Annotated in this window: 19 protein-coding genes and 1 rRNA gene; 13 read left to right on the top strand and 7 right to left on the bottom strand. The window is 66.4% G+C overall.

The window, feature by feature from the left end; genetic code table 11:
* Positions 1 to 334: 334 nt before the first annotated feature.
* The 3 genes from ACGTN6_RS17845 to trpC are packed head-to-tail and all read left to right on the top strand — an operon-like array spanning position 335 to position 2,795.
* Complete coding sequence (locus ACGTN6_RS17845; RefSeq protein WP_394594226.1) at positions 335 to 916, top strand: anthranilate synthase component II; 582 nt, start codon at positions 335 to 337, stop codon at positions 914 to 916.
* A 30-nt stretch (positions 917 to 946) separates the two neighbouring features.
* Positions 947 to 1,966: an anthranilate phosphoribosyltransferase gene (trpD, locus tag ACGTN6_RS17840; protein WP_394594223.1), complete on the top strand. Its 1,020-nt coding sequence runs from the start codon at positions 947 to 949 to the stop codon at positions 1,964 to 1,966.
* 22 nt (positions 1,967 to 1,988) lie between these two features.
* Positions 1,989 to 2,795, top strand: coding sequence for an indole-3-glycerol phosphate synthase TrpC (gene trpC / locus ACGTN6_RS17835; protein WP_394594221.1), 807 nt, complete (start codon positions 1,989 to 1,991; stop codon positions 2,793 to 2,795).
* A gap of 86 nt (positions 2,796 to 2,881) precedes the next feature.
* On the opposite strand, the gene ACGTN6_RS17830 is transcribed toward trpC, so the two are convergent.
* From ACGTN6_RS17830 to ACGTN6_RS17820, 3 genes are all read right to left on the bottom strand, one after another.
* Entirely contained in the window at positions 2,882 to 4,708 is a 1,827-nt protein-coding gene (locus ACGTN6_RS17830; RefSeq protein ID WP_394594219.1) for a cation:proton antiporter, read from the bottom strand.
* 99 nt (positions 4,709 to 4,807) lie between these two features.
* Positions 4,808 to 5,008, bottom strand: a complete 201-nt coding sequence (locus ACGTN6_RS17825; RefSeq protein WP_183389846.1) for a DUF2905 domain-containing protein — start codon at positions 5,006 to 5,008, stop codon at positions 4,808 to 4,810.
* Between the two features lie 38 nt (positions 5,009 to 5,046).
* Positions 5,047 to 8,238, bottom strand: a complete 3,192-nt coding sequence (locus ACGTN6_RS17820) for an FAD-binding and (Fe-S)-binding domain-containing protein (RefSeq protein ID WP_394594217.1) — start codon at positions 8,236 to 8,238, stop codon at positions 5,047 to 5,049.
* A gap of 169 nt (positions 8,239 to 8,407) precedes the next feature.
* Here ACGTN6_RS17820 and serS point away from each other — a divergent pair, with 169 nt between their 5' ends.
* Positions 8,408 to 9,685: a serine--tRNA ligase gene (gene serS, locus ACGTN6_RS17815; RefSeq protein ID WP_394594215.1), complete on the top strand. Its 1,278-nt coding sequence runs from the start codon at positions 8,408 to 8,410 to the stop codon at positions 9,683 to 9,685.
* Between the two features lie 140 nt (positions 9,686 to 9,825).
* On the opposite strand, the gene ACGTN6_RS17810 is transcribed toward serS, so the two are convergent.
* A complete protein-coding gene (locus tag ACGTN6_RS17810) occupies positions 9,826 to 10,617 on the bottom strand; it encodes an SIMPL domain-containing protein (protein ID WP_394594212.1) in 792 nt (263 codons plus the stop codon).
* Positions 10,618 to 10,787: 170 nt separating this feature from the next.
* On the opposite strand from ACGTN6_RS17810, the gene ACGTN6_RS17805 reads away from it, so the two are divergent.
* Positions 10,788 to 11,888 carry an AI-2E family transporter gene (locus ACGTN6_RS17805; RefSeq protein WP_394594210.1) on the top strand — a complete coding sequence of 367 codons (1,101 nt, stop codon included), beginning with the start codon at positions 10,788 to 10,790 and terminating at the stop codon, positions 11,886 to 11,888.
* Positions 11,889 to 11,946: 58 nt separating this feature from the next.
* On the opposite strand, the gene trxA is transcribed toward ACGTN6_RS17805, so the two are convergent.
* Positions 11,947 to 12,270 (bottom strand): thioredoxin, encoded by a 324-nt coding sequence (gene trxA / locus ACGTN6_RS17800; RefSeq protein WP_126487061.1) that lies wholly within the window; start codon positions 12,268 to 12,270, stop codon positions 11,947 to 11,949.
* Positions 12,271 to 12,508: 238 nt separating this feature from the next.
* Between trxA and cysB the strand changes: the two genes are divergently transcribed.
* On the top strand, positions 12,509 to 13,480 hold the full coding sequence (gene cysB / locus ACGTN6_RS17795; RefSeq protein WP_394594206.1) for an HTH-type transcriptional regulator CysB: 972 nt from the start codon (positions 12,509 to 12,511) through the stop codon (positions 13,478 to 13,480).
* Positions 13,481 to 13,569: 89 nt separating this feature from the next.
* On the opposite strand, the gene ACGTN6_RS17790 is transcribed toward cysB, so the two are convergent.
* Positions 13,570 to 14,190 (bottom strand): phosphoadenosine phosphosulfate reductase domain-containing protein, encoded by a 621-nt coding sequence (locus ACGTN6_RS17790; RefSeq protein WP_394594203.1) that lies wholly within the window; start codon positions 14,188 to 14,190, stop codon positions 13,570 to 13,572.
* Between the two features lie 171 nt (positions 14,191 to 14,361).
* On the bottom strand, positions 14,362 to 15,729 hold the full coding sequence (gene pabB / locus ACGTN6_RS17785; RefSeq protein ID WP_394594200.1) for an aminodeoxychorismate synthase component I: 1,368 nt from the start codon (positions 15,727 to 15,729) through the stop codon (positions 14,362 to 14,364).
* Positions 15,730 to 15,964: 235 nt separating this feature from the next.
* On the opposite strand from pabB, the gene ACGTN6_RS17780 reads away from it, so the two are divergent.
* The 7 genes from ACGTN6_RS17780 to ACGTN6_RS17750 all read left to right on the top strand — a co-directional run.
* Positions 15,965 to 16,678: a GntR family transcriptional regulator gene (locus ACGTN6_RS17780; RefSeq protein ID WP_394594197.1), complete on the top strand. Its 714-nt coding sequence runs from the start codon at positions 15,965 to 15,967 to the stop codon at positions 16,676 to 16,678.
* Positions 16,679 to 16,709: 31 nt separating this feature from the next.
* Positions 16,710 to 17,600 (top strand): methylisocitrate lyase, encoded by an 891-nt coding sequence (gene prpB / locus ACGTN6_RS17775; protein WP_394594194.1) that lies wholly within the window; start codon positions 16,710 to 16,712, stop codon positions 17,598 to 17,600.
* Between the two features lie 66 nt (positions 17,601 to 17,666).
* Positions 17,667 to 18,794, top strand: coding sequence for a bifunctional 2-methylcitrate synthase/citrate synthase (gene prpC, locus ACGTN6_RS17770; protein ID WP_394594191.1), 1,128 nt, complete (start codon positions 17,667 to 17,669; stop codon positions 18,792 to 18,794).
* Between the two features lie 308 nt (positions 18,795 to 19,102).
* On the top strand, positions 19,103 to 21,739 hold the full coding sequence (acnD, locus tag ACGTN6_RS17765) for a Fe/S-dependent 2-methylisocitrate dehydratase AcnD (RefSeq protein WP_394594188.1): 2,637 nt from the start codon (positions 19,103 to 19,105) through the stop codon (positions 21,737 to 21,739).
* A complete protein-coding gene (prpF, locus tag ACGTN6_RS17760; RefSeq protein WP_394594185.1) occupies positions 21,736 to 22,905 on the top strand; it encodes a 2-methylaconitate cis-trans isomerase PrpF in 1,170 nt (389 codons plus the stop codon). Before acnD ends, prpF begins: the two co-directional genes overlap by 4 nt.
* A gap of 93 nt (positions 22,906 to 22,998) precedes the next feature.
* Complete coding sequence (gene prpD / locus ACGTN6_RS17755; RefSeq protein ID WP_394594182.1) at positions 22,999 to 24,480, top strand: 2-methylcitrate dehydratase; 1,482 nt, start codon at positions 22,999 to 23,001, stop codon at positions 24,478 to 24,480.
* 584 nt (positions 24,481 to 25,064) lie between these two features.
* Positions 25,065 to 25,467: ribosomal RNA gene (locus tag ACGTN6_RS17750) — 16S ribosomal RNA — on the top strand; the annotation flags it as partial.

The raw sequence follows: 25,467 nt of genomic DNA, 5'->3' as shown, positions 1-25,467 counted from the left end.
GACAAGCCGCGCTCCTCGGCAGGCTGGCCGACGCGCGGCACGGGCAGCCCGTCCGGCGTCACAGGGTCGAGGGGAGGGGGACGTGCCCGGCTCGCTTGACAGTAAAGTTCCGCCGCCACACTATAGCGGCCATGAACGCTTTCCCTATGACCATCGCAAAGCAGTGGCGCCTCGACATCTGACGGGGCGGCTTTCGCGTGTCTGAGCAATAGTGCCGCCCGCCGAGGCGGCATTTTTGTATCTGCCGGCTCGCAAGGGGGTGATTCGGGCATTGTGCGTAGAAGTGCGATGATGGAAGTGCTGGACTCAATATAATCAGGAGTTTATGCCCGAAATGATCTTGATGATCGATAATTACGACAGCTTCACTTTCAATATCGTCCAATATCTGGGCGAGCTCGGCGCCGAGGTGGTGACCCATCGCAACGACGCCATCACCCTGGAGCAGATCGAGGCATTGGCACCCAGCCACCTGGTGGTCTCGCCGGGGCCCTGCACGCCTAACGAGGCCGGCATCTCAACGGAAGTGATCCGCCACTTCGCCGGACGCCTGCCAATCCTCGGCATCTGCCTTGGCCATCAGGCTATCGGTCAGGTGTTCGGCGGCGAGGTGCGGCGGGCCCCTGAGGTGATGCACGGCAAGACCTCGCGGATTCGCCATCGGGAGCAGGGCGTGTTCGCCGGCCTTGAGGATCCTCTGGAGGTCACCCGCTATCACTCGCTGGTGGTGGACCGCGACAGCCTGCCGGCGTGTCTGGAAGTCACCGCCTGGACCGATGAGGACGACGTGACGCCGGGGCTGATCATGGGCATGCGTCACCGCGAGCTCGACGTCGAAGGCGTCCAGTTCCATCCCGAATCCATCCTGACACGCCAGGGCCATGAGCTCCTGGCTAACTTTCTCGAGCGTCGCTGAATGCTGCCACTGCCAAAGGAGAAGACGGCCATGCAGATGCGGGAAGCCCTCGGCGCGCTGATGCGCCATGAGAACCTTAGCTTCGACCAGACCCATGCGCTGATGACCACGATCATGACCGGTGAGGCCAGCGATGCTCAGATCGCTGCCTTCCTGATGGGCATGGCGATGAAGGGGGAGTCCGCCGATGAGATCAGCGCCGCCGCCCAGGTGATGCGCGAGCTGATGAAACCAGTGACGCTGAATGCCGAGAACGTGGTCGACATCGTCGGTACCGGCGGCGACGGCGCCAACCTGTTCAATGTGTCCACCGCCTCGAGCTTCGTGGCTGCCGCTGCAGGCGCTCACGTGGCCAAGCACGGCAACCGTGGGGTGTCTTCCTCCTCGGGCAGCGCCGACCTGTTCGCCGTGGCCGGTATCGGCCTCGACCTGGAGGCCGATCAGGTGGCGCGCTGCATCGAGGAAGTGGGCGTCGGCTTCATGTTCGCCCCCAACCACCACCCTGCCATGCGCCATGCGATCACCGCGCGTCGCGAGATGGGCGTGCGCACGCTGTTCAACATTCTCGGGCCGCTGACCAACCCGGCTGGTGCCCGCAATCAGCTGCTCGGCGTCTACGCGCCCGAGCTGGTGCCGCTGATGGCCGAGGTGCTCAAGCGCCTGGGCAGCGAGCACGTGCTGGTAGTGTGCGCTGAGGATGGCCTCGACGAGATCTCGCTGGCCGCGCCGACCCGCGTCGCCGAGCTCAAGGACGGCGCGATCCGCGAGTACACCATCGCCCCCGAAGACTTCGGCATCGCCCGGCACGACCTCGACGCGCTCAAGGTGAAGACCGCCGAGGACAGCCTGCGGCTGGTGGAGCAGGCGTTGACCGGTGAGGGTCCGGCGGCGGACATCGTCGCGCTTAACGCCGGTGCGGCGCTGTATGCCGCCGATGTTGCCGACACGCTCAAGGAGGGCGTGGCGCTGGCGCAGGATGCCCAGGACAGTCAGTTGGCCCGCGAGAAGCTCAAGGAACTGGCCAACTTCACCCGCGTCTTCGCCCAGTAGCCGCCCGACAAGGATTGCCGATATGCCCACAGCTTCCGATACTCCGACCATCCTGACGCGTATCCTGGCCCGCAAGGACGAGGAGGTAGCCGAACGCCGCCGAGCCGTTTCCGAGGCCGAATTGCTTGCCCTGGCCGGCCATCAATCCGCTCCGCGTGGCTTCGTGGCTGCCCTGGACGAACGCATGCGCGACGGGGACCCGGCGGTGATCGCCGAGGTCAAGAAGGCCTCACCCTCCAAAGGCGTGATTCGCGAAGACTTCCGGCCCGGCGAGATCGCCGTCAGCTACGCCGAGGGTGGAGCGGCCTGCCTGTCGGTGCTCACCGACGCCGACTTTTTCCAGGGCCACGAGGACTTCCTGGTCGAGGCTCGCGAGGCCTGCTCGCTGCCGGTGATCCGCAAGGACTTCATCACCCATGGCTATCAGGTCAGCGAGGCACGAGCCATCGGCGCCGACTGTATCCTGCTGATCGCCGCCGCCCTGGACGACGCCCGGCTGGCGGATCTGCATCGTCAGGCCACCGAGCTCGGCATGGACGTGCTGGTCGAGGTCCATGATGCCGCCGAGCTGGAGCGGGCCCTGGCGCTGGACCTTTCGTTGGTCGGCATCAACAACCGCGACCTGCATACCTTCGAGACCCGGCTCGAGACCACCCTGGACCTGCTGCCGCGGATTCCCGCCGGCGTCACCGTGGTCACCGAGTCCGGTATCCACACCCGTGGCGACGTCCTGCGCATGCGCGAGCACGATGTCCACGGATTCCTGGTGGGCGAGGCCTTCATGCGTCGCGAAGCTCCTGGAGAGGCCCTGCGCGAGCTGTTCTTCTAGGTTGGATTCGGATTGACTCAACAAGACGGCGCCCCGGTGATCTATCACCGGGGCGCCGTCTTGTTGAGGGAGTGGCTGGGTCTATGTCATGCCGAGGGAAAGGCGATCTGGGACGAGTGTTTCGGCGAGTCAGCATGGATCAGGCTGATCAGGGTGTCGCCGCGCTTGGGCGAGAGGCCGGTCTCGCCGGTCGCTATCCTGAGGCGTCCGGAGGGACCAATGCACAGCATCGGCAGCCAGCGACCGCCATGGGCCTGACGCAGCGGCTCCATGCGGAACTTCTCGCCGCAGCGCTCGAGGCGAACTTCTCCGCCTTCTCCCACCAGGCGCGATAGCTTGGCATAGGTCACGTCTCGGCCGAACAGCAGCGGCAGGTGACCCAGCGCCTGCCCCTGGGGGCGATTGCCGCGCCGACCTTCGTCCACCGCCAGGCGGAAGACCCGGTCGCGGCCCAGCAGATGCTCGAAGTGCAGCGCCGCCAGGTCATTGAGCTCCCGGTAGGGCGAAAGCGGCAGCAGGTAGCCGATGCCGCTGAGCTCCAGGTGCTGGGCGGCGTGCTCGGAGAGCGGGTCGCCGTAGTAGGTGGTCAGGCCCTCGTTGCGGGCCAGCTGAATGGCGTCCCAACTGCTGTCGGCCAGCACCACGCTAACGCCGGCGTCGCGCAGGGTGCAGGCCAGCTGGCGTGCCACGGCGTTGGCGCCGATGATCAGCACGCCGTTGGGCGAGGGGCGCTGAACGCCCAGCCAGTGGGCAAGCGGGCGCGACAGCAGGCTCTGGCTGACCACGGTGCTGATGATCACCAGGAAGGTGACCGGGACCAGCATCTCGGCGCCGGCCATGCCGGCGTCCTCGAGGCGCAGGGCGAACAGGGAAGCCACGGCGGCGGCCACGATGCCGCGCGGCGAGATGAAGGCCAACAGGGCCTTCTCGCGCCACTCCAGGCCACTGCCCAGGGTGCACAGCCACACCGCCAGCGGCCTGGCGACGCCCACCAGCATGATCAGGAAGACCCAGGCCGGCCAGCCCAGCAGGGCCAGCTGTTCCACGGTGAGGCGGGCGGCGAGCAGCAGGAAGAGTCCCGAGATCAGCAGCACCGAGAGGGTTTCCTTGAACTCGATGATGGGCCTTGTGGGCACGCCGCGCATGTTGGCCATCCACACCCCCATCACCGTCACCGTGAGCAGCCCCGACTCGTGGAACAGCTGGTTGGACACGGTGAACAGCGTCAGCATCAGCATCAGGGTGCCGAAGCTGTGCAACTGGTGGGGTAACCAGTGGTGGCGCAGCATGAGGCCCCAGCAGTAGCCGCCGGCGATGCCCAGGCCAAAGCCGATCAGCGCCGTCTGGCCGAACAACGCCAGGGTATGGGTGGCCGCGGCGCCGCCGGAGCCCAGCGCCACGAACTCGTAGACCAGCACCGCGCCGATGGCGCCCATGGGGTCGATCAGGATGCCTTCCCAGCGCAGGATCTGAGTCAGGTGCTCGCGGGCGCGCAGCGTCTGCAGCATCGGCAGGATCACCGTCGGACCGGTGACCACCAGCAGCGCGCCCAGTACGCTGGCCATCTCCCAGGAGAGATCCAGCAGCAGCCGTGCGGCGATGGTGGCGATGACGCCGGTGATCAACGCTCCCCAGGTCACCAGGCGGCGCACCGTGCGGCCGTGGCCGCCCAGCTCACGGAAGTTCAGCGTCAGGCTGCCCTCGAACAGGATCACCGCCACCGCCAGCGACACCAGCGGGAACAGCAGCTCGCCGAGCAGGGCATCGGGATCGAGTAGCCCGGTAATGGGACCGGCAGTGATGCCGGCCACTAGCAGCATGAGGATCGCCGGCAGTTTCAACTGCCAGGCGATCCATTGGCAGATCAGCGCCATCAGGCCGATCATCGCCAGGTCGAAGCCGGCATGCTCCATGATCGCTCGCTCTTTATGGATGGGATAAAGGGCGCGCAGCCTAGCGTCGCCGGGCCCGACATGCAATCCATCGGCGCGATGCAGGTGGCCTATGTCGTCTCAGCGACGGAACAGCCATAGCAGCAGCGACAGCACGACGCTGATCAGCAGCATGGTCGTGAGAGGGAAATAGAAGGTGGTTTGGCCGCGGCGAATCAGGATATCCCCCGGCAGCTGCCCCAGGGGCAGCCTGCCGAGCCAGGGCCACAGTAGCCCGGCGGCGACCAGCAGCAGGCCGATGACGATCAGCGTGCGTGACATGATGTCTCCTCCGGGCCTGAGTGGAGTTGGGAGCGCCCTCAGCCTGTTCGCCTGAGCGCCTCCAACAGCCCCTGCAGCGGGTGCGGCAGCGCGGCGTCCGAGAGCCGCCTGGCCTGGCTGCGGCAGGAGTAGCCGCTGGCCAGCAGTCGGCCGGCGTTGGCCGGATCCTCGACCTTGGGCTGCCAGGACTGGGCGTAGATGGTCTTCGAGGTCTCGAGGTTGCGCGCCTCGTGACCATAGGTGCCGGACATGCCGCAGCAGCCGCTGGCCACCACCTCGAGCTCGAGGCCGAAGGCGGCGAACAGCCGCTGCCAGGCCTTGGGCGTGCCCGGGGCGTTGGTCTTCTCGGTGCAGTGGGCCAGCAGCTTGTAGCCGGGATCGTCGAGACGGGTGCCTTCCGGCGCCAGCTCGGGCGCGCGTTCTGCCAGCCGCTCACTCAGCCATTCCGGCAGCAGCTGCACCTCGGGCACGGCGTCCACGCCCAGCGCCTTCACGTACTCCTGGCGGTAGGTCAGGGTCATCGCCGGGTCGATGCCGACCAGAGGCACGCCGGCCTCGGCCAGCGTCCGCAGCCGTTCGGCCTGTTTCTCGGCGGTGCGCGCGAAGGCGCCGAGGAAGCCCTGCACGTGCAGCGGCTTGCCGTTGGGCGCGAAGGGGGCGACGAACACCCGCACGTCGAGACGCTCGAGCAGCTCGACCACGTCCATCACCAGTTGGGACTCGAAGTGGCTGGTGAAGGCGTCCTGCACCAGCACCACGCTGTTGGTTTTCTGGGCCTCGGTGAGTCGGCCAAGCGATGTCGGCGTGGCCTCGGGCACGCCCCAGGCGGCGAGCTGCTTGTCGAGGCGCGCCCGGGACAGCCGGGGGCTGTCGACCATGCCCACCGGGCCGGCCAGCAGGCGGCTGATCCAGCGATTGTCCAGGGCGGCGTTGTAGAGCGGCGCGACGCGGGCGAGCGTCGGCACCATGAACTCCAGCCCGCCGATCAGGTAGTCGCGCGGCGGACGCAGGTAGCGGCCGTGGTAGACCTCGAGGAACTGCGAGCGGAAGGTCGGCACGCTGACCTTCACCGGGCACTGGCCGGCGCAGGACTTGCAGGCCAGGCAACCGGCCATGGCGTCATAGACCTGGTGGGAGAAGTCGTCCTCGCCGCGGCGCTTGGCCAGGGTGTTCCTGAGCTTGCGGGGGAAGGCCTTGAGCGCGCCCCAGGCGCCACCGCTTCTAGCGTCGCGCGAGGCCTCGAGCACGTCGACGCCGGCCTCGCCCTGCAGGCGCAGCCATTCGCGCATCAGGCTGGCGCGGCCCTTGGGCGAGTGGATGCGCTGGCGGGTGGCCTTCCACGACGGGCACATGGTGTCGTCGGGATCGTAGTTGTAGCAGGCGCCGTTGCCGTTGCAGTAGACGGCGTCGCCGTGGGCCTGCCAGACCCGCTCATCGATCCGGCGGTCCAGCTGACCGCGGGTCGGCACGCCGTCGATGGCCAGCAGCCCCGGGTCGACCCACTTCACGGCCTGTTCGTCGTCGTGCTCGGCTTCGGACGTCTCGCTCTCTGCCGAGGGCGCCCTACCCGCGTCGTCGGGCGGGGGAAATGAAGAGCAAGGCGTGGCGATCTTGCCCGGATTCAACTGGTTATGCGGGTCGAAGGCGCCCTTGAGCCGCTGCAGGCTCGGGTAGAGCGGGCCGAAGAAGGCCGGGGCGTACTCCGAGCGCACGCCCTTGCCGTGCTCGCCCCACAAGAGGCCGCCGTACTTCTGCGTCAGCGCGGCGACCTCGTCGGAGATCTCGCGGATCATCGCTTCCTGGGCCGGGTCCTTCATGTCCAGCGCCGGGCGCACGTGGAGCACCCCGGCGTCGACGTGGCCGAACATGCCGTAGGCCAGGCCGCGGGCATCGAGCAGGGCGCGGAACTCGGCGATGTAGTCGGCCAGCTGCTCCGGCGGCACCGCGGTGTCCTCGACGAAGGGCAGCGGGCGCTGCTCGCCCTGGACGTTGCCGAGCAGGCCCACGGCGCGCTTGCGCATGCCGTAGACCCGGGTGATGGCCTCGCGGCCCACGGCCTGGGTGTAGCCTAGCCGGGTGACGCTGTCGTCCTTTGCGAGATGTTCACAGAAGGCCGCGACCCGCTCGCTCAGGCGCTCGGGGTCGTCGTCGTTGAATTCGACCAGGTTGATGCCGTGGGTCGGCGTGTCGCCGGTGTCAGGGAAGAACTCGCCGACGCTGTCCCACACGAAGTCCTGCTGGGCCAGGCCGAGTACCTTGTCGTCCACGGTTTCGATGGAGGTGGGTGAGGCAGAGCTTGCCATCAGCGCCTTGGCGTCGCGCAGGGCGTCCATGAAGCCGGCGTAGCGCACGTTGACCAGGGTCGAGTGCTGGGGGATCGGCAGCACGTTGAGCACCGCCTCGCTGGTGAAGGCCAGCGAGCCCTCGGCGCCGCACAGCACGCTGTTGAGGTCGAAGCGGCCGTCCTCGGTGCGCAGATGGGCGAGATCGTAGCCGGTCAGGCAGCGGTTGAGCGGCGGGAAGGTTTCGCGGATGCGCTGGCGCTCGGTGTCGATGATCTCGCGGGCCATGCGATGCACCCGGCCCACGGCGTCGTCGCGCTGGCACAGCGCCTCGAGCTCATCTTCGTCCACCGGGCGGGTGACCAGGCGCTCGCCGCCGAGCAGCACGCTGTCGAGTTCGAGCACGTGGTCGCGGGTCTTGCCGTACTCGCAGCTGCCCTGGCCGCTGGCGTCGGTGGCGATCATGCCGCCGATGGTGGCGCGGTTGGAGGTCGAGAGCTCCGGGGCGAAGAACAGCCCGTGGGGCTTGAGCGCGGCGTTCAACTGGTCCTTGACCACGCCGGCCTGGACGCGCACCCGGCGGGCCTCGACGTCGATGTCGAGGATGGCGGTCATGTGCTTGGAGACGTCGACCACCAGGCCGTCGGTCAGCGACTGGCCGTTGGTGCCGGTGCCGCCGCCGCGCGGGGCCAGCGCCACCCGGCGGAACTCCTCGCGGGCGGCGAGCCGGGCCAGGCGCTCGAGGTCGTCGGTGTTCCTGGGGTAGATCACCGCCTGGGGCAGGCGCTGGTAGATCGAGTTGTCGGTGGCCAGCACCGTGCGGTTGGCGTAGTCCGGGGCGATCTCGCCCTCGAAGCCGGCGTCTTGCAGGGCCTCGAGGAAGTGCAGGTAGGGGGCGTCGGCGCGGTCGGAGGCGTCAAGGCGCCCGGGGTCCAGTCTGGCGATCATGTCGTTTTTCGGTCGCTGTCGCTGCCGCGTGGGGCAGGGGGAGAAGGAAGCCCTACTGTACCGCGACAGGCCGCAACACGCATCCTGGCGCGTGGCGCCGGGGCGGGCTTTTGCCTACAATGGCCGCCTTGCGTTTGTTGATTTCACCGACTGCGACGGACCGGATTCCATGCTCGATCCCAAACTGCTGCGCGGCGACCTCGAGATGGTCGCCCAACGACTGGCCACCCGGGGCTTCGCCCTCGACACCGCTCGTCTCGCCGACCTCGAATCCCGGCGCCGGGAGCTTCAGGCCGAGACCGAGCGCCTGCAGAGCGAGCGCAACACCCGGTCCAAGGCGATCGGCAAGGCCAAGGCCGCCGGCGAGGACATCCAGCCGCTGCTCGACGAGGTCAGCGACTTGGGCGAGCGCCTGGACGCTGCCAAGTCGCGCCTGGCCGAGCTGCAGGCCGAATGGGACGACCTGATCAGCGGCCTGCCGAACCTGCCTCACGAGAGCGTGCCTCAGGGCGAGAGCGAGGACGACAACGTCGAGCTGCATCGCTGGGGCACGCCTCGCACCTTCGACTTCGACGTCCGCGACCACGTCGATCTGGGTGCGCAGACCGGCCAACTCGACTTCGACCTGGCCGCCAAGCTGACCGGCGCCCGCTTCGCGGTGATGCGCGGCACCATCGCCCGGCTGCACCGTGCGCTGACCCAGTTCATGCTCGACAAGCAGACTCTCGAGCACGGCTACGAGGAGTGTTACGTCCCCTACATGGTCAACGACGACTCGCTGTACGGGACCGGCCAGCTGCCCAAGTTCGGCGAGGACCTGTTCCGCCTGGAGGACGAGCGCGGCTATCGTCTGATCCCCACCGCCGAGGTGCCGCTGACCAACTTCGCCCGCGGCGAGATCCTCGAGCACAGGCAGCTGCCGATGCGCCTCACCGCGCATACGCCATGCTTCCGCAGTGAGGCTGGCTCTCACGGGCGTGACACCCGGGGCATGATTCGTCAGCACCAGTTCGACAAGGTCGAGATGGTGCAACTGGTCGATCCCGAGACCAGCTACGATGCGCTGGAGGAGATGCGTGGCCACGCCGAGGCGATCCTCCAGGCGCTCGACCTGCCTTACCGTGTGGTCACCCTGTGCAGCGGCGACATGGGCTTCGGTGCCGCCAAGACCTACGACCTGGAGGTCTGGCTGCCGAGCCAGGAGACCTACCGCGAGATCTCCTCGGTCTCTAACTGCGAAGATTTCCAGGCGCGCCGGATGCAGGCCCGCTTCCGTCACCCTGACGAGAAGAAGCCGCGGCTGCTGCACACCCTCAACGGTTCCGGCCTGGCCGTGGGGCGCTGCCTGATCGCGGTGATGGAGAACCACCAGAACGCCGACGGCTCGATCACTGTGCCTGAGGCGCTGCGGCCATATCTGGGCGGGGTCGAAATCGTTAACGCTTGACCGGACTGCGCCCGCAAGCGCGCGACGGTGTCGCTCGAAGAGGGAAGAGCGGCGCTACGCGCCTGGAAGCTGGAAGAAAAACAACCCCGCCGGTGCTGCCGGTGGGGTTGCGTCGTCAAGGAGCAGCGATAGGCGGCTCTTCACTCTTCACTCTTCAGGCCCTCGATTTCCCAACCGACGCTGACAGTGGCGTCGATGGAGAGGGTGCCGGGGCGGTACTCGGTGGCGCCGCCGCTTTCCCGGGCGTCGGCGCTCATGGCCATCATCCGCGGTTGGAACACCGGCGCCTGGTTCTCGCTGACCGACAGCACGTCGCCCAGTGCGACGTCCAGGCTCGCGGCCATCAGCTCGGCCTTGTGTTTCGCGCGCTGCAGGGCCTGGCTCAGGGCCTCGTCGGTGGCCGTGTCGCGGTCAGCGAGGTCGTAGGTGACGCCGTCCAGGGCGTCGACGCCGGCTCCGGTCAGCGCATCGAGAACCGTCGGCAGGCGGTCGAGGTCGTTGAGCTCGACTTCGAAGGGGCGCTCGAGTCGGGTTCGCACCAGCGGCGTCGGCTCATCGTTCTTGCCGCTTCGGTCGTGGAGGATCTCGGGCTGGACTCGCAGCGAACCGGCCCGGATGGCGTCGCGTTCCAGGCCGGCCGACTCCATGGCCTGGATCAGGCTGGCGGCCCGCTCCTCCAGGCGACCGCGGGCTTCGGCCAGTGCTTCGGCATCGCCGCCGCTGGCGTCGCGTTGGGCGATGGCGGGAGTGCGTTCCCAGAGCCGTGCGCTGAGCGTGGCCTGGTCGGGTACCACTTCGAGCTCGGCATGGGCCTGGACGTCCAGGCGGTGCGGTGGGGGAGAGGTCTCGGCGGCGGCGGCAAGGGGCAGACTGGCGAGCAGCAGGGCGAACAGGCTGCCGGGCAGCCGGGGGCTGAGTCGATCAAGGGGCATGGCGCTTTCCTTTTCGCGATGGATACGCCCGCTTGGAACGGGTCCGGCGTGCAAGGTTCCCTGGCGTGGCCGATTGCACGAAGCTTGCATGGTGAACCGGCGCCTGGCGCGTTGTACCAGAGGCCGCCAGGCTGCATGATGACGGTCCTTGCATCGGCGGAGTGGGCGGCATGGCGCGACCCGAAGACGACACCCAGAGCAGCATCCCTCTCAACCTGACGCTGGCCCTGGCCGCCTTGGTGGTGATCATCGCCGGGATGCGGGTCGGCTCCAGCCTGCTGGTGCCGCTGCTGCTGTCGCTGTTCATCGCCGTGGTCTGTACCGCGCCGGTGCATTGGCTGCACCGCCTGGGGGTCGGCCTGCGACTGTCGGTGTGGCTGACCCTGGTGGTGATCGGCGGACTACTGTCGCTGCTGGGCGTGTTGCTGGTCAACAGCTTCGGCACCTTCGTCGATGCCCTGCCGGGCATCGAGGAGAAGCTCTATCAGTACTACCTGGGCCTGCTCGACGGCCTCGCCAGCCTGGGGCTTGCCATCGATACCGAGCGCCTGGCCGAACTGCTCGACGCCGAGCAATTCGGCGGCTGGATTCCGGCGCTGATCGGCCAGGTCGGCAATCTGATGATGCAGAGCGTGATGGTGGCGCTGCTGGTCATGTTCCTGCTGTTCGAGACGCTGAACTTTCGCGACAAGATTTCCCGGGCGCTGGTCAATCCGGCGCCCAGCCTGCGTCGCTTCAGCGAGTTCAGCCTGACGCTGAAGCGCTACCTGGCGGTGAAGACGGTGATCAGCCTGGCCACCGGTGCGCTGATCTGGCTGGCCTGCAAGCTGGTCGGGGTCGAGTTTCCGCTGCTGTGGGCGGTATTGGCCTTCGCTCTCAACTATATCCCCAACATCGGCTCGGCCATCGCCGCGGTGCCGCCGGTGATGCTGCTGCTGGTGTCGCCGGAAGGCGGGCTGTTCAAGGCGGTGGTGCTCAGTGGCGCCTACCTGGGAGTGAACTTCGTGCTCGGCAACCTGGTTGAGCCGCGCGTCATGGGGAGGGCGTTGGGGCTCTCCACTTTCGTCGCCTTCCTGTCGCTGGTGGTGTGGGGCTGGATCTTCGGCGTGGTAGGCATGCTGCTGTCGGTGGTGCTGACCATGACGCTGAAGATCGCCCTGGACAGCCATCCCCAGACACGCTGGATCGCCCATTTGCTGGGGCCGGGCACGGCGCCTATCGCGACCGCCGACCAGCCGCCTTCCGAGCGTCGCGAGGAGGAGGTCGACTGACCTAAAACGACGACGCCCCGGTGAATCACCGGGGCGTCGTGGAGTCGTCGGCCGTCGATCAGGCGTTCTGATCGATGAACTGCGTCAGCTGTGACTTGGACTGGGCGCCGACCAGAGAGGCGACCTTGGCGCCTGACTTGAACAGCATCACGGTGGGAACGCCGCGCACGCCCTGTTCGGCGGCGATTTCCGGGGCGTCATCCACATTGATGCTGACGATCTTGAGGTTGCCTTCGCGTTCCTCGGCGACCTCGTCGACCACCGGTGCCATGACCTTGCAGGGGCCGCACCAGGGGGCCCAGAACTTCAGCAGCACCGGCGTATCGGCGTTGAGGACTTCCTGCTCGAAGTTGGCATTGGTGACATCGACGTTGTTGGCCATGGGATTCTCCAGTTACTGCGGTGCGCATCTTGCGCGGATGGTCGTACATGCCGTCATGCATGCTTGGTCGCTCGATGTTAGCGGTCGGTTAGGATGCTGGCAAATCCCGTGCCGGGGAATGCCGTCTTCCGTGGGGGAGTGTGTCGCCTGAATTGCTATGCTATAAAGTAATTATGGATGATATTTTTATTTCACAATGGTCTTTTGACAGTGCGACAGTCGGCAGGGAGGGGCGACTATGAAGCTCCAGCAGTTGAGGTATATCTGGGAAGTCTCGCGACACAACCTCAATGTCTCGGCCACCGCCCAGAGCCTCTACACGTCCCAGCCGGGTATCTCCAAGCAGATTCGTCTGCTCGAAGACGAACTGGGGGTGGAGATCTTCGCTCGCAGCGGCAAGCACTTGACCCGTGTGACGCCGGCCGGCCAGGCGATCATCGACCTGGCCGGCCAGGTGCTGCGCCTCACCGAGAATATCAAGCACGTCGCCCAGGAGCATAGCGACGAGCGCCGCGGTAGTCTGTCCATCGCCACCACCCATACCCAGGCGCGCTATGCGCTGCCGCCGGTGATTCGCGAGTTTACCCGCACGTATCCCGACGTCGCCCTGCACATGCAGCAAGGCACGCCCAAGCAGATCGCCCAGATGGTCAGCGAGGGCCAGGCGGATTTCGCCATCTGCACCGAGTCCCTGGAGCTGTTCAACGACCTGGTGTTGCTGCCGTGCTACCGCTGGAATCGCTGCGTTCTGGTGCCCCAGGGGCACCCCCTGGCCGCGCTGGAGTCGTTGACGCTGGAGGCCCTGGCCGAGTATCCGCTGGTGACCTACGTATTCGGCTTCACCGGCCGCTCTCAGCTCGACGATGCCTTCCGTGGCAGGGGGCTCACGCCCAACGTGGTGCTGACGGCCGCCGACGCCGACGTCATCAAGACCTACGTGCGCCTCGGCATGGGCGTGGGAATCGTCGCCCACATGGCGGTGGATCCGGAGCTGGATACCGACCTGGTGGCGCTGGATGCCGGACACCTGTTCGAGAGTTCCACCACCAAGATCGCCATCCGGCGAGGCACCTTCATGCGCAGCTTCATGTACGATTTTCTGCAGGGGTTCGCCGGCCATCTGGAGCGTGACCTGGTGGATGCCGCCCTGGCCGCAGGGCCGCGGCACGAGCAGGCGCTGTTCGAAGACATCGAACTGCCGATGCGCTGACCCGCGGACCCTTTAGCGCGACACCATTCCGTCACAACGCCAGCACCCGTCCGGATGGACGGGTGCTGGCGTTCAGGGGCGTTGTCGACTCAGTGCTGCAGGTGCAGGCCGCACTCGCGCTTCTCTTCCACCTTGGTGGGGTCGAAGTAGTCGAACTCGTTGGGCAGCCCGTGAGCCTGCAGGTATTGGTACATGTCGCGGGCGCTCCAGTGCAGCAGCGGGGCGACCTTCAGCAGGCCGTCGGCATTCAGGCTGACCGGGTCCATCTTGGCGCGTTCCGGGGTGTCCTCGGCGCGCAGCGCGGTGAACCAGACATCCGGCGCCATCTCGCTCAGGGCGCGATTGAAGGGCTCGAGCTTGACCTCCTCGGTGAAGGCGGCGTGGCGCGGATCGTCGATGCCCGGCATGGGGCCCTCGACGGCCTCGCGATGGGCTCGGGTCCGGCGCGGGATGTAGCTGACCAGGTGGAGGCCGAGCTGCTTCACCACGGCATCGGCGAAGCGATAGGTGGCCTCGGTGTTGTAGCCGTGATCCATCCACACCACCGGAATGTCCGGACGCACCCGGCTGACCATGTGCAGGATCACCGCCTCGAAGGGGCGGAAGTTGGTGGTCACGATCGGCCGGCTGCCCTGTTCCAGGGCCCAGCGAACCAGGGCCTCGGGGTCCTGGCCCAGGTCGCGATTGATGACGTCGAGTTGCGGCTCCATGAGCGCCTCCCAGAAGAATGATGTTCTCGATGAGGCTACCCTAGCAGAGCCGCCATGAGCGGCCCCAATACCGATTGCTTGGGTGTTTATTCCGCTAAGGATTAAAAGCGCATTTTTGTTATTCCATGGCGGATTATTCGAGCGCGTAACCGCGGGGCAAGCGAACCGAGGTCAGTCGGGATCGCTCAGCGCCGCCATCAGGTGGCGGATCTTGTCCAGGGTCTCGGTGTATTCCGCCTCGCCCTCGGAATCCGCCACCAGGCCGCCGCCGCCCCACAGGTGCAGCCGGCCGCGGTCGGCCACGGCGGTGCGGATGGCGATGGAGGTATCCATGTGACCGCGTACGTCGACGTAGCCGAGGCTGCCGCAGTAGGCGCTGCGCGCCGAGGGTTCCAGCTCGTCGATGATCTGCATGGCACGCACCTTGGGTGCGCCGGTGATCGAGCCTCCGGGGAAGGCGGCGGCCAGCAGCGCCAGCGGCGAGTGCTGCTCGCCCAGCTCGCCGGTCACCACGCTGACCAGGTGATGGACGTTGGCGTAGCTCTCCAGACCGCACAGCTGTGGCACTCGCACCGTGCCGGGGCGACACACCCGGCCGAGGTCGTTGCGCAGCAGGTCGACGATCATCACGTTCTCGGCGCGGTCCTTGACGCTCGCCGAGAGCTCCTCGGCCAGCCGATGGTCCTCTTCCGGCGTGGCTCCGCGGGGCCGGGTGCCCTTGATCGGCCGGGTTTCGACCCGGCCCTCGGCGCAGTGCAGGAAGCGCTCCGGCGACATCGACAGGATGGCCCGATCCCCCCAGGCCAAAAACCCTGAGAAGGGCGTGGGGGTGGCGCGGCGCAGGCGGCGGTAGGCCGTCCACAGGTCGCCTTCGTAGGGCGCGCTGAAGCGCTGGGCCAGGTTGATCTGGTAGCAGTCGCCGGCGCGGATGTAGCGTTGCACGGCGTCGAAGCGTGCCAGGTAATCGTCGCGGCTCATCTCCGCCGCGAAGTCGTCGGTCAGGCGGAAGTCCTCGTCGGTGTCTCCATCGTCTTCGTCAGTGGAGGCCTCCAGCCAGCTCAGCACCTGGGCACGACGCTCCGGGCTGGCCACCAGCCAGGCTTCCCGGCGCTCATGATCCAGGATCAGTGCCCAGTCATAGAGGCCGACCCGGGCCGCCGGCAGGCCGGCCGCGGGCCTCGCCCGGCCGGGGATCGGCTCCAGGCAGCGGCCGAGGTCGTAGCTCCAGTAGCCGATCAGGCCGCCAAGGAAGGGCAGGTCGCTGTCGGGCACGTCGCGCGACAGGCGCTCGAGCAGCGCCTGCTGCGCGGCGAAGGGAGGGATATCCGCGGGCAGGGCATCATCGCCGTGACAGCGGCCCGCGGCGTCGATTTCCAGCACGCTCAGTGGATCACTGGAGAGGATATCGTAGCGACCGCCCGGGGCGGCCGGCCGGCCGCTGTCGAGCAACACGGCGTCCGGGCGTCGGCGCAGGGCGGTGAAAGCTGCCAGGGGAGAGTCCCGATAGGGCAGGGGGGTGATCTCGAGTGGTGATGTCATCGATAGCGTTTCCCTCAACAGGCGGCACATTCTAGGCCCCATGGCAGGCTTTGTCCCGTCGCCTCGACGCCTGGCGACGACGCCTCGTCAACGCAGCCGCGATCGAGGCGGTGTTTGACCTACCAATCGCTTGGTTGTTTACAACCAAAGGGGAATAAATGCGATCATGTGCCGTATTGACCCTTTGAGCGCCACTGGCTACAGTGCCTAAACCACTTAATTGTCGACAATCACCATGACCAACGCCCTGACCCCAACGGCCAACGCCCCCGAAGTCCGCACCCTGGCGGAGCGGGTCTTCCAGCAGCTGCAGGACGCCATCGTGCGCGGCGAGCTGGCGCCCGGCAGCAAGATCACCGAGCCCGGCCTGTCGCGCACCTATGGCATCTCGCGGGGGCCGCTGCGCGAGGCAATGCGACGCCTCGAGGCGCATCGCCTGATCGAGAGGGTGCCCCACGTGGGCGCGCGGGTGGTGAAGCTGTCGATCAAGGAACTGCTCGAGCTGTTCGACGTCCGCGAGGCCCTGGAGAGCATGGCGGCGCGGATTGCCGCCGAGCACATGACCGCCGAGGAGATCGCCGGGTTACGCGAGGTGCTGGCGCTCCACGAGCGGCAGAGCGACCTGAGCCGCGGCGAGGCCTACTACCAGCGCGAGGGCGACCTGGACTTCCACTACCGCATCGTCCAGGGCAGCCACAACAAGATGTTGATGGGCATGCTGTGTGACGACCTCTACTACCTGGTGCGGCTGTATCGCACCCAGTTCAGCGCCAGCGGTTCGCGTCCTCAGCGGGCCTTCGTCGAGCACCATCGCATCGTCGATGCCATCGAGGCTGGCGACGCCGAGCTCGCCGAGCTGCTGATGCGGCGTCACGTCAGCGCCTCGCGGGAGAACGTCGTCGAGCGCTACGCGGCCGTCCTCGACCAGGAACCGGCGACGTCCCCATGACGGGCCCCGCCACCACAGACCGGAGAATTCCATGACTCAAGCGACCCCCGGCGCCCGCTTTCGTGCCGCCCTCGAGGCCCACCGGCCGCTGCCGATCGTCGGCACGATCAATGCCTACACCGCGATGATGGCCGAGCGCGTCGGCCATCCGGCGATCTACCTGTCCGGCGGCGGCGTGGCCAACGCCTCCTTCGGCCTGCCGGATCTGGGCATGACCACCATGAACGATGTGGTCGAGGACGCTCATCGCATCTGCGGCGCCACCGACCTGCCGCTGCTGGTGGACATCGACACCGGCTGGGGCGGCGCCTTCAATATCGCGCGCACGGTGAAGGAGATGCAGCGCGCCGGGGTAGCGGCCGTGCACCTGGAGGACCAGGTGGCCCAGAAGCGCTGCGGTCATCGGCCGAACAAGGCGATCGTTTCCCAGCAGGAGATGGTCGATCGCATCAAGGCCGCCGCCGACGCACGCGTCGATCCGGATTTCTATCTGATCGCCCGCACCGACGCCTTCCAGAAGGAGGGGCTGGAGGCCGCCATCGAGCGCGCCAACGCTTGCCTGGAAGCCGGTGCCGACGCCATCTTCGCCGAGGCCGTGCATACCCTGGACGACTACCGCGCCTTCTGTGATCGCCTGGACGCGCCGATACTCGCCAACATCACCGAGTTCGGCGCCACCCCGCTGTTCACCCAGCAGGAACTCGCCGAGGTCGGCTGTCGCATGGTGCTCTACCCGCTGTCCGCGTTCCGTGCCATGAACGCTGCGGCACTGAAGGTCTATCAGAGCATCCACGACCAGGGCCACCAGCGTGACGTGGTCGAGCTGATGCAGACCCGCGAGGAGCTCTACGATTTCCTCAACTATCACGACTTCGAGCGCAAGCTCGATGCGCTCTTTGCCGACAAGGGCGAGGACGCATAAGCGCGTCCCGAACCGCATTCCAACAACAACACCAAGCCAAGCTCACGCAGAATAAGGAGAGACACCATGGCAGATAAACCGATCGGCGGCGCCGGCCTGCGCGGCCAGAGCGCCGGCTCCACCGCCCTGTGCACCGTCGGCAAAAGCGGTGCCGGCCTGACCTATCGTGGCTTCGACATCGCCGAACTGGCCGACAAGGCACGCTTCGAGGAGGTGGCCTATCTGCTGCTCAAGGGAAAGCTGCCGAACCGGGCCGAGCTCGACGCCTACGTCACCAAGCTCAAAGGCCTGCGCGGCCTGCCGCCGGCGCTGAAGACCGTGCTCGAGCAGATTCCGGCCGACGCCCACCCCATGGATGTGATGCGCACCGGTGCCTCGATGCTCGGCAACCTCGAGACCGAGGAGAGCTTCGATCAGCAGCAGGATGTCTCTGACCGACTGCTGGCGGCGCTGCCCTCGATCATCTGCTATTGGTATCGCTACAGCCACGACGGCGTGCGCATCGGTACCGAGACCGATGACGACTCGGTGGGCGGCCATTTCCTGCACCTGCTACGCGGCGCGCCGGCCTCCGAGCTGCACGCCCGGGTGATGAACGTCTCGCTGATTCTCTACGCCGAGCACGAGTTCAACGCCTCGACCTTCACCGCCAGGGTCTGCGCTTCGACGCTCTCCGACATGCATTCCTGCGTGACCGGCGCCATCGGCTCGCTGCGCGGTCCGCTGCACGGCGGCGCCAACGAAGCCGCCATGGCGATGATCGAGAACTGGCAGTCCCCCGAGGAGGCCGAGCGCGAGATCCTCGGCATGCTCGAGCGGAAAGACAAGATCATGGGCTTCGGGCATGCCATCTACCGCGAGTCCGACCCGCGCAACGCCATCATCAAGAAGTGGTCCAAGCAGCTGTCCGAGGATGTGGGCGACAGCGTGCTCTATCCGGTCTCCGAGCGCGTCGAGGCAGTGATGTGGCGCGAGAAGAAGCTGTTCTGCAACGCCGACTTCTTCCACGCCAGCGCCTATCACTTCATGGATATTCCCACCAAGCTGTTCACCCCGATCTTCGTCTGCTCGAGGGTCACCGGCTGGTGCGCCCACGTCTTCGAGCAGCGCGAGAACAACCGCATCATCCGCCCGAGCGCCGACTACACCGGGCCGGAGCACAGCGAGTGGGTGCCGCTGGAAGAGCGCGACTGACTCAACTCTTGACCGAGTGACGCCGGGGGCAAGGCGCAGCGAGGGTCCTACGCCAGGGATGAGGCGGAAAACGAAGAACATCCAGTGAATGTTCTTCCCGCCGAACGGGTCGGCCATGGATGGCCGGCCCAGGACCTGCAAGCGGTGCAGGATGCTAAAGCGCCGCAGGGCAAAGGTAGCACCCAGGGATGGGTTCACAGCGCCCTCGCGAAGGCTTGTCGACGGCCAGTACTCCTGGAACCACGGCTGGATCACCTCCGCCGTTGCCTCTTTCCATTTCCACGACCCGATCCGAGGGTGGCCACGCCATGAATACCGATTACCGCAAGCCCCTGCCCGGCACCGGGCTGGACTACTTCGATACCCGCGAGGCGGTCGAGGCGCTGCGCCCCGGCGCCTACGACATCCTGACCTACACCGCCCGGGTGCTGGCCGAGCAACTGGTGCGTCGCTGCGAGCCGGGCCTGCGCGACGCCGCCCTCGAGCAGATCATCGACGGCAAGCGCGACCTGGACTTCCCCTGGTACCCGGCCCGGGTGGTCTGTCATGACATCCTCGGCCAGACGGCACTCGTCGACCTGGCCGGCCTGCGCGATGCCATCGCCGAGCGCGGCGGCGATCCGGCCAAGGTCAATCCGGTGGTGCCGACTCAACTGATCGTCGACCACTCCCTGGCCGTGGAGCACGCCGGCTTCGAGCAGGACGCCTTCGAGCAGAACCGGGCGGTGGAAGATCGTCGCAACGAGGACCGTTTCCACTTCATCGACTGGACGCGCACCGCCTTCGAGAATGTCGACGTGATTCCCGCCGGCAACGGCATCATGCACCAGATCAACCTGGAGAAGATGTCGCCGGTGGTTCAGGCCCGCGACGGTGTGGCATTTCCCGATACCTGCGTGGGCACCGACAGCCACACTCCGCATATCGACAGCCTGGGGGTGATCGCCATCGGCGTCGGCGGCCTCGAGGCTGAGACCGTGATGCTGGGCCGCCCCTCCATGATGCGCCTGCCCGACATCGTCGGCGTCCAGCTGACCGGCAGGCGCAAGCCCGGCATCACCGCCACCGATATCGTGCTGGCGATCACCGAGTTCCTGCGCCAGGAGCGGGTGGTGGGGGCTTATCTGGAGTTCTTCGGTGAGGGCGCGGCTAGCCTGACCATCGGCGACCGCGCCACCATCTCCAACATGACGCCGGAGTACGGGGCCTCGGCGGGGATGTTCTACATCGACGACCAGACCCTCGACTACCTCCGGCTGACCGGCCGCGAGCCGGAGCAGGTGGCGCTGGTCGAGCAGTACGCGAAGACCGTTGGTCTGTGGGCCGATGACCTGGCCGGCGCCGAGTATGCCCGGGTGCTGGAGTTCGATCTTTCCACCGTGGAGCGCAACCTGGCTGGCCCGTCCAACCCCCATCGTCGGCTGCCGACCCGTGCACTGCACGAGCGCGGCATTGCTATCGATCATGACAAGGCGCTGGTAGAGGAGAGCGAGGGGCGGATGCCCGACGGTGCGGTGATCATCGCCGCCATCACCAGCTGCACCAACACCTCCAATCCGCGCAACGTGGTGGCCGCCGGCCTGCTGGCCAGGAAGGCCAATGCGCTGGGCCTCGTGCGCAAGCCCTGGGTGAAGTCCTCCTTTGCGCCGGGATCGAAGGTCGCGCGCCTCTACCTGGAGGAGGCCGGCCTGCTGCCGGAGTTGGAGAAGCTCGGCTTCGGCATCGTCGCCTACGCCTGCACCACCTGTAATGGCATGTCCGGCGCCCTGGACCCGAAGATCCAGCAGGAGATCATTGATCGCGACCTCTATAGCACGGCCGTGCTGTCCGGCAACCGCAACTTCGATGGTCGCATCCACCCCTATGCCAAGCAGGCCTTCCTGGCCTCTCCGCCGCTGGTGGTGGCCTACGCCATCGCCGGCACTGTGCGCTTCGACATCGAGCAGGACGCGCTGGGCTTTGATCCCGACGGCAAGCCGGTCACCCTCAAGGACCTGTGGCCTACGGACGAGGAGATCGACACCATCGTCGGCGAGTACGTCAAGCCGGAGCAGTTCCGGGAGGTCTATATCCCGATGTTCGATCTCGATGCCGTGGAACCCGCCGAGAGTCCGCTCTACGACTGGCGGGCGCAGAGTACCTATATCCGCCGACCGCCTTACTGGGAGGGCACCATGGCGGCCGAGCGCGGGCTCAGGGGCATGCGGCCGCTGGCGATCCTGCCGGACAACATCACCACCGATCATCTGTCGCCATCCAACGCCATCATGGCCGACAGCGCCGCCGGCGAGTACCTGGCGAAGATGGGCCTGCCGGAGGAGGACTTCAACTCCTACGCCACCCATCGCGGCGACCACCTGACCGCCCAGCGTGCGACCCTGGCCAACCCCAAGCTGTTCAACGAGATGGTGCGCAATGAAAGCGGCGAAGTGATCCAGGGCTCACTGGCGCGGATCGAGCCGGAAGGAAAGGTCACCCGCATGTGGGAGGCCATCGAGACTTATATGGAACGTCGCCAGCCGTTGATCATCATCGCCGGGGCCGACTACGGCCAGGGGTCGTCGCGGGACTGGGCTGCCAAGGGCGTGGCGCTGGCCGGCGTCGAGGCGATCGTCGCCGAGGGCTTCGAGCGCATCCACCGTACCAATCTGATCGGCATGGGCGTCATGCCGCTGCAGTTCGAGCCCGGCACGACCCGACATACGCTGGCGCTCGACGGCACCGAGACCTACGACGTGGAGGGCGCGCCGGCGCCGGGCGCGACGCTGACGCTGGTGATTCACCGCTCTGCTGGCGGGAGCGCGAGTGAGAGCGAGCGCGTGCCGGTGATCTGTCGCCTGGATACCGCGGAGGAGGTCTCTATCTATCAGGCGGGTGGGGTGCTGCAGCGCTTCGCCGAGGACTTCCTGCAAGGAAAGGACAGTGAGGAGGCGACCAGCGCATGAGCCAGATTCGCATTCCCGCCACCTATATGCGCGGCGGCACCAGCAAGGGCGTGTTCTTCCGCCTCGACGACTTGCCCGAGGCCGCCCGTGAGCCGGGCCCGGCCCGCGATGCCCTGCTGCTGAGGGTGATCGGCAGCCCCGACCCCTACGCCAAGCAGATCGACGGCATGGGCGGCGCCACCTCGAGCACCAGCAAGACGGTGATCCTGTCGAAGAGCCAGAGCCCGGACCACGACGTCGACTACCTGTTCGGTCAGGTCTCCATCGACACGCCCTTCGTCGACTGGAGCGGCAACTGCGGCAATCTCTCGGCCGCGGTGGGGCCCTTTGCCATCAGCAACGGCCTGGTCGAGGCCGAACGCCTCCCCGACAACGGCGTCGTCGAGGTCCGCATCTGGCAGGCCAATATCGGCAAGACCATCGTCGCTCATGTGCCGATCACCGACGGTGAGGTCCAGGAAACCGGCGACTTCGAACTCGACGGCGTGACCTTCCCGGCCGCCGAGGTGGCGGTGGACTTCATGGACCCCGCGGACGGGGAGGGCGCCATGTTTCCTACCGGTCAGGTGGTCGACGAGCTCGAGGTGCCCGGCATCGGCCCGCTGCGGGCGACGCTGATCGATGCCGGCATCCCGACGGTGTTCGTCGAGGCCGAGGCGCTTGGCTATCAGGGCACCGAGCTTCAGGAAGCGATCAATGGCGATCCCGAAGCGCTGGCGCGACTGGAGGCGATCCGCACCCAGGGGGCGCTGCGCATGGGGCTGATCGCCCGGCCCGAGGAGGCGGGCCAGCGGCAGCACACGCCTAAGGTGGCCTTCGTGGCGCCTCCCGCGGACTATGTCGCCTCCAGCGGCAAGGCGGTCGCCGCCGCCGAGATCGACCTGCTGGTGCGGGCGATGTCCATGGGCAAGCTGCACCATGCCATGATGGGCACGGCCGCGGTGGCCATTGCCAGTGCGGCGGCGGTGCCGGGCACTCTGGTCAACCTCGCCGCCGGCGGTGGTGAGCGCACTTCCGTGTGCTTTGGCCATCCCTCCGGGACCCTGCGGGTCGGTGCAGAGGCTCGCCAGAACGGCGGGGGCTGGACCGCGCTCAAGGCCACCATGAGCCGCAGCGCCCGGGTACTGATGGAGGGCTGGGTGCGCATACCCAAGGATAGCTTCTGATCCCGCAGTGACCGACCCCGCGCCCCGGACTTGCCCGGGGCGCGCTCCTCTATAGTGAGGAAAGGCCATCCGACGTTGCGACAGGAGAGCAGCATGAGCGCTACCGTGGAAGCCAATATCCGGCCGGACTACGACGACGAGCTGCAGCGTATCGCCGACTATGTGCTCGATCATCGCCTCGACATCGAAGAGGCATTCGACACCGCCCGCTATTGCCTGATGGATACCCTGGGCTGCGGCCTGCTGGCGCTGCGCTTTCCCGAATGCACCAAGCATCTTGGGCCGTTGGTGGAAGGAACCCAGGTTCCTCATGGTGCAAGAGTGCCGGGCACCGCCTTTCGTCTCGATCCAGTCAAGGCGGCCTGGGACATCGGTGCCCTGGTGCGTTGGCTCGACTATAACGACACCTGGCTGGCCGCCGAGTGGGGGCATCCCTCCGACAATCTCGGGGCCATCCTGGCGGTGGCCGATCATCTCTCCCAGGTGCGCCTGGCGCGAGGCGAGGCGCCGCTGACCATGCGAGACGTGCTCGAGGCCATGATCCAGGCCCACGAGATCCAGGGCGTGCTGGCGCTCGAGAACGCCTTCAATCGGGTCGGGCTCGATCACGTGGTGCTGGTCAAGGTCGCCTCCACCGCCGTGGCCGCCAGGCTGATGGGCGCCGATCGCGAGCAGCTGCTCTCTGCCCTGTCCCATGCCTTCGCCGATGGTCAGAGCTTGCGCACCTACCGCCATGCCCCCAACGCCGGCTCGCGCAAGAGCTGGGCCGCTGGGGATGCGACCTCTCGCGGCGTGCGCCTGGCGGATATCGCGATGCGCGGCGAGATGGGCATACCCGGCGTGCTCAGCGCTCCCCAATGGGGGTTCTATGATGTCTCGTTCAGCCACGCCAATCGGGATTTGGCCATCAAGCCCGAGAGCGAGCGGCGCTTCCGCTTCCAGCGTGAATTTGGCAGCTACGTGATGGAGAACATCCTGTTCAAGGTCGCCTTCCCCGCGGAGTTCCACGCCCAGACCGCTTGCGAGGCAGCGGTGGCGCTACACCCACAGGTCAAGGATCGCCTTGATGAGATCGAGCGCATCGTGATCACCACCCATGAGTCGGCGATCCGCATCATCTCCAAGGAAGGCGCATTGGCCAATCCGGCCGATCGCGACCACTGCCTTCAGTACATGATCGCCGTGCCCCTGGTCTTCGGCGAGCTGGCCGCCGAGCATTACGAGGACGATTTCCATGCCGCCCATCCTGTCATCGACGCGCTGCGCGGAAAGATGGAGGTGATTGAGGAGCCGAGCTATTCGCGTGACTATCTCGATCCGGACAAGCGTGCCATCGCCAATGCCGTTCAGGTGGTTTTCACAGATGGCAGCGCTACCGAGCGGGTCGAAGTCGAGTATCCGCTCGGCCATCGGCGCCGGCGGGACGAGGGAATCCCGCTGCTCGAAGCGAAGTTTCGTCACCACCTGGCCACGCGCTTCCCATCCGCGCGCTGTGCCCGGATCCTCGAGCTGTGCCGGGACCGGCCACGGCTCGAGGCGATGCCCGTCAATCGCTTTCTCGATATGTTGACCTAGCCTCTGCCGCGGACGGGGAGATGCTGAAACGGCATAGCGATAAATAGTCTTGGTAAGCGCGAAGTTCCTGGACTATATTTTTTTGATGCAAGGGGCTTGCGCGGTGCCGAGAGAATCCGTAAAGTACGCATCCGCTGCCGGCGACGGGCAACGTTGCAGGCGGTGATGAGTGGCAAAAGTGCTTGTTTTGCCGAGGGTTTTTCGAAAGACATCGAAAACGCCCGGTTGACAAGCTCAGCGGATTCGGTAGAATGCGCCCCACTCGATCGGAGGTTGGCTCGGACAGCTTGAGCCAATGCATCGGTCGCCCAGTTCGCTTCGAACGCAGCGAAACGCAGGGTTGACACGAAGCGCCGATCACGTAGAATACGCCTTCCTTGCGAGGCGCCGGGGCAGCCGCCACGGCAACGCAAGACGCTCTATCCCAAACGGAAGAGCAGCTCTTTAACAATCGATCAGGTAATTCATGTGGGCGCTTGTCGGGATGTCGGTGACCAGTCACTGAATATCAAGACAAGCGACTCGTCAAGAGACGTTTGAATCTTGAACCAAGTTTGGTGCACTCAATGCACTATCAAGCTTTGAAACTGAAGAGTTTGATCATGGCTCAGATTGAACGCTGGCGGCAGGCCTAACACATGCAAGTCGAGCGGAAACGATGGAAGCTTGCTTCCAGGCGTCGAGCGGCGGACGGGTGAGTAATGCATAGGAATCTGCCCGGTAGTGGGGGATAACTTGGGGAAACCCAAGCTAATACCGCATGCGCCCTACGGGGGAAAGCAGGGGATCTTCGGACCTTGCGCTATCGGATGAGCCTATGTCGGATTAGCTAGTTGGTGAGGTAATGGCTCACCAAGGCCGCGATCCGTAGCTGGTCTGAGAGGATGATCAGCCACATCGGGACTGAGACACGGCCCGAACTCCTACGGGAGGCAGCAGTGGGGAATATTGGACAATGGGCGAAAGCCTGATCCAGCCATGCCGCGT

The sequence above is a fragment of the Halomonas sp. B23F22_20 genome (assembly GCF_043496985.1).
Classification (GTDB): domain Bacteria; phylum Pseudomonadota; class Gammaproteobacteria; order Pseudomonadales; family Halomonadaceae; genus Halomonas.
The sequence above is the reverse complement of the archived record's forward strand: the minus strand, read 5'-3'. Positions and strand labels throughout refer to the sequence as shown.